The organism is Ruegeria sp. S263 (assembly GCF_056780525.1).
Window position 1 is genome coordinate 2,174,510 of record NZ_CM165558.1, and the last position, 12,874, is coordinate 2,187,383.

Annotated in this window: 13 protein-coding genes; 4 read left to right on the forward strand and 9 right to left on the reverse strand. The window is 59.2% G+C overall.

What is annotated here, in order from left to right; all coding sequences use genetic code 11:
* Window positions 1–4: 4 nt before the first annotated feature.
* The 5 genes from ACT2B1_RS10885 to ACT2B1_RS10905 form a co-directional block, all read right to left on the reverse strand.
* On the reverse strand, window positions 5–796 hold the full coding sequence (locus tag ACT2B1_RS10885; RefSeq protein ID WP_171121282.1) for an FAD binding domain-containing protein: 792 nt from the start codon (window positions 794–796) through the stop codon (window positions 5–7).
* Between the two features lie 95 nt (window positions 797–891).
* On the reverse strand, window positions 892–3,252 hold the full coding sequence (locus tag ACT2B1_RS10890; RefSeq protein WP_171121281.1) for a xanthine dehydrogenase family protein molybdopterin-binding subunit: 2,361 nt from the start codon (window positions 3,250–3,252) through the stop codon (window positions 892–894).
* A 25-nt stretch (window positions 3,253–3,277) separates the two neighbouring features.
* The gene (locus ACT2B1_RS10895; RefSeq protein WP_171121280.1) at window positions 3,278–3,763 is read right to left on the reverse strand and encodes a (2Fe-2S)-binding protein; all 486 of its coding nucleotides are present in this window, start codon (window positions 3,761–3,763) and stop codon (window positions 3,278–3,280) included.
* A gap of 106 nt (window positions 3,764–3,869) precedes the next feature.
* On the reverse strand, window positions 3,870–4,874 hold the full coding sequence (locus ACT2B1_RS10900; protein ID WP_481667731.1) for a molybdopterin-binding protein: 1,005 nt from the start codon (window positions 4,872–4,874) through the stop codon (window positions 3,870–3,872).
* Window positions 4,871–5,839: an XdhC family protein gene (locus ACT2B1_RS10905; protein WP_171121278.1), complete on the reverse strand. Its 969-nt coding sequence runs from the start codon at window positions 5,837–5,839 to the stop codon at window positions 4,871–4,873. Before ACT2B1_RS10905 ends, ACT2B1_RS10900 begins: the two co-directional genes overlap by 4 nt.
* A gap of 247 nt (window positions 5,840–6,086) precedes the next feature.
* Between ACT2B1_RS10905 and ACT2B1_RS10910 the strand changes: the two genes are divergently transcribed.
* Entirely contained in the window at window positions 6,087–6,587 is a 501-nt protein-coding gene (locus ACT2B1_RS10910) for a hypothetical protein (RefSeq protein WP_171121277.1), read from the forward strand.
* A gap of 3 nt (window positions 6,588–6,590) precedes the next feature.
* On the opposite strand, the gene ACT2B1_RS10915 is transcribed toward ACT2B1_RS10910, so the two are convergent.
* Window positions 6,591–7,847 carry a vWA domain-containing protein gene (locus ACT2B1_RS10915; RefSeq protein WP_171121276.1) on the reverse strand — a complete coding sequence of 419 codons (1,257 nt, stop codon included), beginning with the start codon at window positions 7,845–7,847 and terminating at the stop codon, window positions 6,591–6,593.
* Between the two features lie 58 nt (window positions 7,848–7,905).
* The gene (locus tag ACT2B1_RS10920) at window positions 7,906–8,814 is read right to left on the reverse strand and encodes an AAA family ATPase (RefSeq protein WP_481667732.1); all 909 of its coding nucleotides are present in this window, start codon (window positions 8,812–8,814) and stop codon (window positions 7,906–7,908) included.
* Between the two features lie 153 nt (window positions 8,815–8,967).
* Here ACT2B1_RS10920 and pyrC point away from each other — a divergent pair, with 153 nt between their 5' ends.
* Window positions 8,968–10,005 (forward strand): dihydroorotase, encoded by a 1,038-nt coding sequence (gene pyrC / locus ACT2B1_RS10925; protein ID WP_481667733.1) that lies wholly within the window; start codon window positions 8,968–8,970, stop codon window positions 10,003–10,005.
* Here the strand turns inward: pyrC and ACT2B1_RS10930 are convergent.
* Both ACT2B1_RS10930 and ACT2B1_RS10935 read right to left on the reverse strand, forming a co-directional pair.
* Window positions 10,002–11,297: an MmgE/PrpD family protein gene (locus ACT2B1_RS10930; RefSeq protein ID WP_481667734.1), complete on the reverse strand. Its 1,296-nt coding sequence runs from the start codon at window positions 11,295–11,297 to the stop codon at window positions 10,002–10,004. The two genes, pyrC and ACT2B1_RS10930, sit on opposite strands and share 4 nt — an antisense overlap.
* A gap of 38 nt (window positions 11,298–11,335) precedes the next feature.
* Entirely contained in the window at window positions 11,336–11,782 is a 447-nt protein-coding gene (locus tag ACT2B1_RS10935) for a type II toxin-antitoxin system RatA family toxin (RefSeq protein ID WP_171123150.1), read from the reverse strand.
* A gap of 73 nt (window positions 11,783–11,855) precedes the next feature.
* On the opposite strand from ACT2B1_RS10935, the gene hpt reads away from it, so the two are divergent.
* Window positions 11,856–12,398 (forward strand): hypoxanthine phosphoribosyltransferase, encoded by a 543-nt coding sequence (gene hpt, locus ACT2B1_RS10940; RefSeq protein WP_171239338.1) that lies wholly within the window; start codon window positions 11,856–11,858, stop codon window positions 12,396–12,398.
* A gap of 108 nt (window positions 12,399–12,506) precedes the next feature.
* On the forward strand, window positions 12,507–12,863 hold the full coding sequence (locus ACT2B1_RS10945) for a hypothetical protein (RefSeq protein WP_171239339.1): 357 nt from the start codon (window positions 12,507–12,509) through the stop codon (window positions 12,861–12,863).
* The last annotated feature ends 11 nt before the right edge of the window (window positions 12,864–12,874 follow it).

A 12,874-nucleotide genomic window follows, 5' to 3' on the forward strand; every position in this document is an offset into this window, starting at 1 on the left:
TGTGTTACGAGCAGGCATTGATTGCGCGTTTAGTCATGACGCTGACGAGGTGGGCGCGGTAGTCCTTGCTGCCGTGCAGGTCGCCGATCATGTTTGCGGGGTTGATGCTCAGGCCGGTCAGGGCGTCGGGGCGGAACTCGGTGTTGAGCGCTTGTTCAGCCTCGGACCAACGGAACACGCCATCCTCGCTGGCGCCGGTGACAGCCACGCGCACGCCATCTGCGAACCGCGCCAGATAGACGCCGACCAACGCAAAGCGCGACGCAGGTTGCAGGAACTTCTGATAGCTCGCGGCCTGCGGCACGGGAAAGCGGATCTGGGTGATGATCTCGCCCTCGTCCAACGCCGTTGTGAACATGCCCTGAAAAAAGTCATCCGCCGCGATCTGCCGCGCGTTGGTCACAATGGTCGCGCCCGATCCCAGCACGCCCGCCGGATAACAGGCCGCCGGATCATTGTTGGCCACCGAGCCACCAATGGTGCCGCGATTGCGCACCGCCGGATCACCGATTTGCCCGGCCAAAGCCGCCAGCCCAGGATAGGACCCCGCCGCCTCGCGCGCCACCACCGCATGGGGCGTGGCCCCGCCGATCGAGACCGAGCCGTCATCCTCGACGCACACGCCCTGCATCTCGGCAATCCCACCCAGCGATACCAGCGCCGAAGGGGCCGCCAACCGCTGCTTCAGCGTCGGGATCAGCGTCTGCCCCCCGCCCAACGCCTGTGCGTCCTCGGCCCCCAACGCGGCAACCGCATCGGCAATGGTCGAAGGCTTCTCAAACTCGAAACTGTACATTTCGCATTTCCTTTCCGAAGAACACGGATCCGTTCTTCATCTGGCTATAAATATCCCGGGGAGCGCGAGGGGCTGGCCCCTCGCACCCCAACCTCTCAACTGTTCATCGCCGCCCAGACGCGCGACGGGCTCACCGGCATGTCGATGTGATCGACAGCCTTGCCACCCGAATGCATCGCATCCAGAACCGCATTGACCACAGCGGGGGGCGAGCCGATGGCCCCGGCCTCACCACAGCCCTTCACACCCAGCGGGTTATGCGTACACGGCGTCTGGCTGGAATGATCCACGCCATAGAAAGGCACGTCATCGGCCCGCGGCATGGCGTAGTCCATATAGGACGCACTCAGCAGTTGACCGTTCTCGTCATAGGCGCAGTTCTCCAGCAGCGCCTGACCGATGCCCTGACCGATACCGCCATGCACCTGGCCATCCACGATCATCGGGTTGACGATGTTGCCAAAGTCATCGGCCGCGGTGAACGCCTCGATGGTGACCTTGCCGGTCTCAGGGTCCAGCTCGACCTCGCAGGCATAGGCGCCCGAGGGGAAGGTAAAGTTGGCCGGGTCGTAAAACGCGGTCTCCTCCAGCCCCGGCTCGACTTCCAGCGGGTAGTTATGCGGCACATAAGCCGTCAGGGTCACATCGCCCCAGGCCACCGACTTGTCGGTGCCCGCGACGCTGAACTGACCGTCCTTCAGCTCGATATCCGCCTCGGAGGCCTCGAGCAGGTGGGCTGCGATCTTCTTGGCCTTGTCGATCACCTTCTCGGTGGCCTTGACCATGGCCGAGCCACAGACCGCGAGGCTGCGCGAGCCATAGGTGCCCATGCCGAACGGGATCTTGGACGTATCGCCATGCACGATCTCGACCATCGACTCGTCGATGCCGATCATGTCGGCCACAATCTGCGGGAAGGCGGTCTCATGCCCTTGCCCATGGCTGTGCGCGCCCACCATGACACTGATCGAGCCGGTGGCATTCACCCGCACGGTGGCGGCATCATACAGACCCGCACGCGCGCCCAGCATCCCCACGATGTTCGAGGGCGCAATGCCGCACGCCTCAATATAGCAGTTGATGCCCAGGCCCCGCAGCTTGCCCCTGGCTTCGCTTTCCGCACGCCGCGCGGCAAAGCCCGCCAGATCGGCGGCAGCCTCAAGCTTGTCCATGGTCCCGTTATAGTCCCCGGTGTCATAGGTCAGCGCGACCGGCGTGTCATAGGGGAACTGGGTGATGAAGTTCTGACGCCGCAGGGCAATCGGGTCGACCCCCAGCTCGCGCGCGGCCTTGTCGATCACGCGCTCCAGTTGGTACGTCGCCTCGGGCCGGCCCGCGCCGCGATAGGCATCCACCGGAACCGTGTTGGTGAAGGTCGCCTTGACGTTCACCTGAATGACCGGCGTGGTGTAATTGCCCGCCGCCAGCGTGCCATGCAGCCATGTGGGTACCGAGCTGGCAAAGGTCGACAGATAAGCCCCCATATTGGCCAGCGTATTGGTGCGCAGCCCGACAAAGTTGTTCTCCGCATCCAGCGCCAGTTCGATCGTGGTCACGTGATCGCGGCCATGGGCATCGGACATGAACGCCTCGGACCGGCTGGCCGACCATTTGACGGGCCGGTTGCAGGCCTTGGCGGCAAAGGTCACAAATGCCTCTTCCGCATAGTGGAAGATCTTGGTGCCAAAGCCACCGCCCACATCCGGGGCCACCACGCGCACCTTATGCTCGGGCAGGCCCAACACAAAGGCACACATCAGCAGCCGGATCACATGCGGGTTCTGCGAGGTGGTATAGAGCGTATAATCCTCGGTCCCGCGGCTGTATTCCGCCACCGCCACGCGCGGCTCCATCGGGTTGGCAACCAGACGGTTGTTCACCAGATCCAGCGTGGTCACATGGGCCGCATTGGCGAACACCTCGTTGACCTTGGCATCGTCGGTCTCGCCCAACTGCCAGTCATAGCAGACATTGTTCTTCAGATCGTCATGGACCAGCGTCGCGCCATCCTGCACCGCCGCCTTCATGTCGATCACGGCAGGCAGTTCCTCGAGGTCGACGTCAATCGCCTCGGCCGCATCGCGGGCCTGGGCCAGGCTGTCGGCCACCACGGCGGCGATGGGATCGCCCACATGGCGCACCTTGCCCTGTGCCAGAATGGGATGCGCCGGTTCCTGCATGGGTGCGCCGTGCTTGTCGGTCACTTCCCAGCCGCAGGGGATGCCGCCCACCCCTTCGAAATCCTTGCCGGTAAACACCTTGACCACACCCGGCATGGCCTCGGCCGCCGAGGTGTCGATGCTGTTGATCTTACCATGCGCGATATCCGAGCGCAGAAAATACACATAGGCCTGTCCGGCCACGTTGATGTCGTCGGTGTAATTGCCTGCTCCGGTCAGAAAGCGCACGTCCTCGCGCCGCTTGGAACTGGCTCCGATGCCACTGTCTTTGGGCATTGCTTGTTCTCCTCCCTCGGGCCGCTTATTCGGCGGCGATGTTGCTCACGTCCTGACCAGATGCGGCCATGATCGCCTTGACGATGTTATGATAGCCCGTGCACCGGCACAGGTTGCCCTCCAAGTAATGCCGGATCTCTCCTTCCGTCGGGCGCGGGTTCTCTTTCAGCAAAGCCGCCGCGCTCATCACCATCCCCGGCGTGCAAAAGCCGCACTGAAGACCGTGATGATCCTGAAACGCCTGCTGAATCACGTTCAACGACCCATCCGCATTGGCCTGACCCTCAATCGTGCCAACATCGGCTCCATCCGCCTCCAAAGCCAACATGTTGCACGACTTCACAGCCTGACCATCCACATGCACAACACACGCACCACATTGCGCCGTGTCACACCCAACATGCGTACCAGTCAAAGACAAATGCTCGCGCAAAAAACCAGACAACAACGTCCGACCCTCAACCTCACCGCTCACAGCTACGCCATTCACAGTCATCGAGACCTGTGTCATGAATTCCTCCCATTTCGTGTTTTCCCTTAACGAGAGTTAAACACGAGGATTTTCATTTGAGAACAAAAAACTGCGATTTTTCTGCGGTCTGGCGAATTGCCGGAACTCAATTACGCTTTCGCGATGACCGTGGCTGTGGCCGTGTCGGAATTTCCTTGAGCAAGCCACCAACGCCCATCCCGGCAATATCGACACCCGTAGTTTCGACCCCGCACGCCACGCGGGACAACACCCAGTCAGCCCCGTTCAATGCCGGAGAGCGCGCACATCCCGGTAGACCGATCACCGGCCGGGATTCCAATGACCCCAAAAACAGCAGGTTTCCGGGGTCTACAGGCATGCCAAACCGATCCACCTGCCCTCCGGCGGCGCGAACCGCTTGGGGTGCCACATCATAAGCGTCGGATGTTGCAGAACCGGTTAAGATCATCACCAGATCACCGGACATTGCTGCAATCGCCTCAGCCAAAGGCTCGGGGCTATGCGGGACAATGCGCACATCTGTAAGCTGCATTCCCAAGGTTTCGACCCGGTTGCGGATTGCCGCAATTCCCTTTTCGTTGGACGGTCCGCCGGGGATATCTGTCACCACAAGCCCCGCTGTTTTCAGCGTTGGTTGGACCAATCGAATGGAAGCTTTCGCAAGACGAGAGGCATGCAGCACATCAGCCCCCGGCACGGCATAGGAAATGATCTTGATTGTCGCGACCATCCCCCCTTCGCTCATCTGCTGATACTGCGGCACGGTCGCCACGGTAATCATCGGATTGACCCGATTGAATTCCTCAAGCGCGTCGACATCCAAAACGACGACACCCGGCCCATCCGCAAGCAGGTTCACACGGCCGGTGAAGGGCGACGTCACGCGCAGCCCGACAGCGCCCGGGTCTGGCGCAAGCGAGTCCGCCAACATCTGCGCGGCATCATCTTCATGGCAGTCACCCGGTTCCAGTCGCGCAACTGTAACCGAGGTGTGGCCCGCAGCCGTCAACTGATCAAGATGTTCAGGCGCAAGAACAATCCCCTTGCGCAGTTTGCTTTCACCAACCTTGACCGAGTGGGCAAGTATCGCGCCGTTTGCATCAGCCACGGGAATGGGTCCGAATTTCACGCTTTGCCTCTTAGTACAGCGGTCATCTGAGCCAGAATTGCCACCGCAATCTCCGACGGGTCGGCGGCCCCGATATCCAAACCAATCGGGCCGTGGATTCGGGCGATCTGGGCTTTGGTGAAGCCTGCCTCAGTCAGTCGTGCAACGCGTTTCGCATGCGTTCGGGTGGACCCCAAGGCACCGATATAGAACACCCCGGCCCGAAGCGCAGATTCAAGCGCCGGATCATCCAGCTTGGGGTCATGGGTCAGCAAAACGACGGCAGTGCGCACATCCAACCCGAGCTTGGCAACGGCTTCGTCAGGCCAATCGGTCAGTATGGTTTCCCCGGGAAAACGCGAGTCCGAGGCAAATGCATCCCTCGGGTCGATGATCGCGGGGTCGTACCCGGCAATCCGCGCCATTGGCACCAACGCCTGCGCAATATGAACAGCACCCACGATAATCAGACGTAGCGGAGGGTTATGGACCGCCACAAATGTCTTTCCGTCTTCCTCAAAACCCGATCGGTCCATGCGCACACGCTGCGGATAGGCATCTCGTTTCAGGGCTCTGTGGCCCGTTTCGACATTAACTTCGTACACGACAGGCTCGCGCCCGGCCCGCGCATCGACCAGTTCACGCAACATGGCTTCGGGCAGCACGCTTCCGATGGGCTCGACCAGAACCCGGATCGTACCGCCGCAGGCAAGCCCAACGGCAAAGGCGTCTTCGTCGCTGACACCGAATTCCAGCAATCGCGCCTCTTTCTCGTCGATCGCTTCCAGCGCCTCGACAATGACTGCGCCTTCGACGCAACCGCCTGACACTGACCCTTCGATCCGGCCATCTCCGGCGATGACCAATTGCGCTCCGACGCGGCGCGGCGCGCTGCCCCAGGTTTCAACGACAGTGGCAAGAGCGGCAGATTTACCCTCATCATACCAACGCAAAGCCGTTTCCGGGCTGTTGTCGAATCTGTCCATGGCACCCTCCCGGCGTATTCTGATCCAACATAGGGAGGTTTGCCGTAATGAAAAGTGAGCCTAAAGGCCAATATGTTCGTGACCGTTTCTAACCCATTGGTTCATCGCGCCCGTTCGGCGCAAAAAGGCTCAGTTCGAGGCGGATTTTTCAAACCGTTGATTGTCGTGTTCTTTGGTCGTAGCTTGAGCCCACCGCTGGCAGCATCCAGCGTATAACAGATCTCATTTTTACAACGGAGACAGAGAGTTGAAACGCATTGTTACACTGGGAATAGCCATTGGTCTGTTCACATCGACGATCGCATCTGCAGACACATTCCTGCGCTATGGCGAGGTTGAGGGCTGGAAAGTATTCATCGACCAAGACAAGAAATCCTGCCTGATCGAAGCGGTGGATGACTCGGAAAATGTGGTTCAGATGGGCCTAACCGAAGATCGCGGTGTTGGATATGTCGGCGTTTTCACCAAAGCCAAGACCGATATCAAACGCGGCGACACCGAGGCCGTGGCCGTTCTGTTGGGTGATAACCTTTATATCGGCGAAGCGACCGGCATGAAGGGCAACATTACCAAAGGGTACTCGGGCGGCTATGTCTTGTCGGACGACCCGCAATTTGCCGAAGACATCGCCAAGCAAAAGGTCATGGTCGTGTTCCCCGAAAAGGAATTCGCCTTTACCGTTGATCTGACGGGCACCTACAAGGCCATGGAAATGGCCCGCAAATGCAACGAAGAACAACTAAGTTAGACTTCACCCGGAAAGCGCGGACATGAGCCGCGCTTTCTCACCCACATCGTCGGGTTTAGAAATTACGTCTGCTAGGTCTTCTAGCGTGGCAATGGAATGTCCCGCGCGAAAGCTGTCCACATGAGGCAGCATTGCTGCAACACCTTGCGCCTTGGGCGCAAACCCGTCCCAGCGCAGCAACGGGTTCAGCCAGATCAGGCGGCGCGATGACAAGTGCAAACGTTCAGTTTCCTTGGCCAGAGCCTCGGGTTCTCCGCGGTCCAGCCCGTCGGAAATCAACAACACGACCGCACCCTGCCCCATAACACGCCGAGACCAGTCTCGATTGAAGGTGTGCAGGCAATCACCAATGCGGGTTCCCCCTTCCCAATCCTGCGCTTCGGACCCTGCCGCCGCAAGGGCTGCATCCACATCGCGTTGCTGCAAATGCCGAGTGATGTTGGTCAGTCGGGTGCCGAAGGTAAACGCGTGAACCTTGGCCCAGCCCGCCCCCTTTGCGTTTGAAACCGTATGAAGGAAATGCAGGATGATCCTGCTGTATTGGCTCATTGACCCCGAAATATCGCAAAGCACGACAAGATTGGGCCAGCGCGGTTTCGGCTTGAGATGCTGGATGTCCCGCAGTTCTCCACCCTGGCGCATGGCCGCGCGCAGGGTTCGGGCGCGGTCAATGCGGTTGCCTAAATGGCTGGCCTGTCCACGCCGCGACTCGATGGGTTTTACCGGCAGGGTCATCCGCGCCAACATGCGCTTAGCCAATGCGATTTCGGCCGTGCTCATCTGTTCAAAGTCAAGGCTGCGCAGCCGTTCCTCGGACGACGCCGTTTGTGATGCGTCAATTTCAAGTTCGGTCTCTTCCTCGGATTCAGACGTTTCAGGAAGGTCACGCTCGACACCGTCCAATAGAGCCTCGGCCGCGCGTTTTTCGCCCGCATCGGCCTTGCGATCCTCTTGAACGCCCCGCACGGCAGGCAGCATCATGGCCATCATGTGCTCCATATAGCGCGGATCACGCCAGTACATGCGAAAGACTTGCGCGAAAACAGTTCGATGTTCAGGTCGGTTCACGAAACAGGCATGGAGGGTCCAATAGAAATCCTGTTTCTCGGAGAATCCTGCCGCCTGCACCGCACGAATGGCGTCCACGACACGGCCTGTGCCAATAGGCAGTCCGGCTTTGCGCAGAGCCCGGGCAAAATGCGTGATGTTCTGCGCCAGCTTTGGATTTTCAGGGATATCCAGCGGGAGTTGCTCGACCATCAAAAATCAAGGGGGCTCTGCCCCCATACCCCCGAAGTATTTTTGAACAGAAGAAACATCAGGCCGGTTCAAGAGTGGCTTTGGCTTCGTCCAAAATGCGTTTCGCCTCGGACCCCTGAAGTTTCTGAATGTCGTCCTGGTATTTCAGGATCGCGCCCAGCGTGTCGCCGATGACTTCAGGGCTGAGGTTGATCACATCAAGGGCCAGCAGACACTTGGCCCAGTCAATCGTTTCAGCCACACCCGGTTTCTTGAAAAGATCTTCGGTGCGCAAGTGCTGAACAAAAGCCACCACCTCGCGGCTGAGGGCTTCGGCCGCTTCGGGGGCACGGGCGTGGAGGATTTCGATCTCACGCTCGAAGTCCGGGTAGTCGACCCAGTGGTAGAGGCAGCGGCGTTTAAGGGCATCATGCACTTCGCGCGTGCGGTTTGAGGTGACGATGACAATAGGTGGCTCGGGCGCTTGCACAGTGCCCAGCTCGGGGATCGTCACCTGAAAATCGCTGAGGGCTTCGAGCAGGAAGGCCTCGAATGGTTCATCCGTGCGGTCGAGTTCATCAATCAGCAAGACCGGCGCACCGTGTTCGTCCGGGCGCATGGCCTGCAGCAAAGGGCGTTCGATAAGGTAGTCGTCCGAGAAAAGCTCAGTCTGAAGTGCGCCCCGGTCCGCGCCACCAGATGCCTCGGCGGTACGGATCGCTACCATCTGCGCCGGGAAGTTCCATTCATAGACGGCAGAGGACGCATCCAGCCCCTCATAACATTGCAGTCGGATCAATCGGCGGTTTAGCCCGGCGGCCAGCGCCTTGGCGATCTCGGTCTTTCCGACCCCGGCCTCGCCTTCCAGAAACAGCGGGCGGCCCAGTTTCAGCGACAGGAAGACGACCGTGGCCAAGGCCCGGCCACAGACATAGCCCTGTTCGCCCAGCATGGTCTGAACGGCGTCGATAGAATTTGGCTGCGTCATGGTTTTCTCCCCTTCGGCACAACAGGTCATGACCGAACGCGCGCGTCAAGACCATCGGCTTTCAGGTGACTTACGACGTTCCGACAAGTTGACAAGAGATAGGTGCAAAATCGGGGCCTTTCGCGGCTGCGCGCACTGTGCTAGCCGGGGGCCATGACCGATACCCTGACGATCCGCCGCCCCGACGACTGGCATCTGCATCTGCGCGATGGCGCGATGCTGGAAGCCGTCCTGCCCGAAACCGCGCGCCATTTTGCCCGTGCGATCATCATGCCGAACCTCGTGCCGCCCGTGGTGCGCGGTGATCAGGCCGCCGCCTATCGCGACCGCATTCTGGCCGCCCTGCCCGACGGGATGACGTTCGAGCCGCTGATGACCCTATATCTGACCGAGAACACAGACGCCGAGGACGTCGCTGCAGCCCATGCCAGCGGGCTGATCAAGGCGTGCAAGCTGTATCCGGCGGGGGCCACGACCAATTCGGCCTCGGGCGTGCGGAATTTCGACAAGATGCGTCCGGTGCTTGAAAAGATGGCCGAGATTGGCCTGCCCATGTGTGTGCATGGCGAAGTCACGGATGCAGAGATCGACATCTTTGACCGCGAGGCCGTGTTCATCGACCGTGTTCTGGACCCGATCCGCAAGTCGACGCCCGGCCTGCGTGTGGTGATGGAGCATATTACCACCGCGAACGGTGTAGACTACGTCAAGGCCAATGGCAGTGATCTGGGCGCGACGATCACAGCTCATCATCTGATCATCAACCGCAACCACATTCTGGTCGGTGGCATCAAGCCGCATTACTATTGCCTGCCCGTCGCCAAGCGCGAGGAACACCGGCTGGCGCTTTTGGCTGCTGCGACCTCGGGCGATGCAAGGTTCTTTTTGGGTACCGACAGCGCGCCGCATACGGATGCGAACAAGGAAATGGCTTGTGGCTGCGCCGGGTGTTTCACCGCGACAAACACCATGTCGCTGGTGGCCGAGATGTTCGACCGTGAAGGCGCTTTGGACAAGCTGGAAGGGTTTACGTCGCTCAATGGCCCCGGATTTTACGGCCTGCCGGTTAATGAGGGCACAATTACGCTGACCAAGGGCGAACCGGTCGTCTATCCCGACAAGATCGAGTCCGGTGACGGGCCTGTCACAGTGTTCGATCCGGGATTTCCGCTGCACTGGCGCGTGGTCTAACCCGCCAGAAGCTCTGCCAGATCACGGGCGCGGCCTCCGGTGCGTAGCATCGACCAGATCGCGTCCGCTTCATCCCCTCCGATCAGCTTGGTGGCCTTGCCGCGCACCCGATCCTCGCGCTCGGACAGAGGCAACTGGGTCAACAGATCATGGCTCGCCTCTTTGCGGATACCGTCACGGCGCAGCAGGGTCAGGTGGGCTTGAGTCTCAGATAAAGTCTCATCTGCCTCGACCGTCACACGGTCGCGCAGCGAAAGTAGACGCGGATCGGCGCATGTTTTTTCGCAATAGCTGGCTGGCAACGCCGTGTCATAACCCAGCGCCTGCATCGCAATCACTGTCCGATAGGAAAACTTGGCCCCCAACCCCGTTGTGGGCGACATCTGATTGCACACGCTCATCCAGCGTGGATGGGTCCTGATCTTGATTTCGGCCACTTCTGGTTCTGCTATGTCCAGTTCCAAGGCGGCCTCAAGCGCCGCGTGCAGGCCATGACAACAGGCATGAAATTTGTGGCTGACCGACTCGAACAACCAATCATCCCCTAGCCCGTTCAATGCTGCTTCTGCCTCGGATTGACCTTGATGCGTTGCACCGAAACCAAAAGGACCTTCCAACGCATCGGAACTAGGCTCGAACCCCTTGGCGACCAACAGCGCGGCTTCGACGCCCGCTGATGCTGCAAGCCCCGCATTATAGGGTTTGCCCATCGTTCCAAACTGAGCTTTCAAACCTGCCGCCCGGGTGGCGGTCAGACCCAGAGCCTTGCGCATCTGATCCACATCGAAGCCAAGCACCCGGCCCGCTGCAGCCGCCGCTCCAAACGCTCCGGACGTCGCGGTTTGGTGGAACCCGGCCTGATAATGGTCCCGCCCTAGCCACAGCCCCATCCGGATGGACAGCTCCATCCCGACCAAAGCGGCCTCGAGAAAATCTACAAGTATCCGATCATCCCATTCACATAGCGCCAACGCTGCTGGCAGCACCGCGACCGACGGGTGCCCGATATGAGCGAAATGCGTATCGTCGTAATCCAGAGCATGAGAAACTGTCCCATTAACCAACGCGGCCCCTCGCAAAGGTGCGCGGCCGCCACCAAATAGATGCGCCTGCCCTGTGCCGCCTTCGCCCAAAACAAGATCGCGCACCGTCATAGAAACGGGTTCGTTGGCGCCCGCACGACCAACGGCCATCCAGTCGAGTACCGAAAGGGACCTCACAATACGGGTCTGGGACGAAGTCGAAATTGGGCCGGATGCAAACTCGGCCAGAGCTGAAGTGAAATCGGTCATGAGGCGCAGTCTAGCGTGCGCCCATTCCTGGTAAAGGCTTAGCCGTATAAATCGGAAGCCCGGCTCTCGAACGCCTGAACAATCCGGTGCATGGCCTCGTTAAAGACGACTCCGATGATGCCCTGTAAGATTGCGTTCTTGAACTCAAAATCCACGTGGAATGAGATGTTGCATCCCCCCTCGGGCGCATCCGCGAACTGCCAATCGGATTTCATGTATTTGAATGGCCCGTCCAGATACTCGGTGTCGATCCGCCGAGCCTCGGCGTGCAATGTCACACGGCTGCCGAACCGTTCGCGGAACACTTTGAACGAGATCACAAGATCGGCCTCAAGCACCTGCGCCTCGCCCGCCGCATAGGTGCGTCTGATCCGGGCTGCCGCGCACCACGGTAGAAACTGCGGATACTTGGCCACATCTGCGACAAGGTCATACATCTGCTGGGCTGTATAAGGCAGGTGACGTGTCTCGGAATGGGTTGGCATGGCGGTCCGCTATTTGCAGGTGACAATGGCGCGTCATGTCGTATGTTGCGCGCCAAAGATCAAGGGGGCAGTGATGACAGACCGCGCATATGTGATAGATGAGATGATCTCGGCCAAGGCGATCGCCGCCCGGATCGAAGAGCTTTGCCGCGAGATAACGCAGGAATTCGGGAATACCGACAAGCTGATCGTGGTCGGCCTGCTGCGTGGCAGTTTTGTCTTCATCGCCGATCTTGTGCGCGAACTCGACCTGCCGATCGAGGTGGACTTCCTCGAGGCGTCATCCTACGGAAACTCAATGGAAAGCAGTCGTGAAGTTCGTATTCTCAAAGACTTGCGTGGGGCAATTGAAGGGCGTGACGTGCTGGTGGTCGAAGACATCGTCGACACAGGCCATACGTTGAATCATGTAACCAAGCTGTTGAACAGTCGGAAGCCCAGCCGCCTCAAGTCTATTGCCCTGCTCGACAAACCCAGTCGGCGTGAGGTTGACTTTCGCTCGGACTGGATCGGGTTTGAAATACCGGACGAATTTGTCGTCGGCTATGGCATCGACTACGCCCAACGCAATCGCAACCTGCCCTTCATCGGCAAGGTGCGTTTTGTGGACGGCTAAGATGACAAAACACGTGTCTGCGTAGCCAACTAAATTCAAACTTTCGAATACAAATAGACAAGGACCGCGAAATACCCTTACTCTTTCCATGAAAGTGGGAGGAATTTGATGAAGCGACTTGTTGCGACCGTTGGTGTAGTTATGGCGATTGTAGCGTTTGCCGGTGCATCGTCCGCGAAGGACAATAAGGGCAAAGGGCACGGAGCTAAAAAAAATAAAGCTGAGAAAGTTATAAACTCAAACGGCAAGGCTGTTCCGCCCGGACAAATCAAGCGGTATACGCGCGGCCAGAAATTGCCGAATGATCTGAACTTTGACTACATTGACGACCTCGATAACTGGAAGCTGAAGCCGCTGGGTCCCGGTCAACGCTACATTCGGGTCGACGACGAAATTCTTTCCATCTCGGACGACACGAAAACTGTAATAGAAGCCGTTGGAATTGTTAGCGATTTGGCCAACTAGGCGGGCCGATA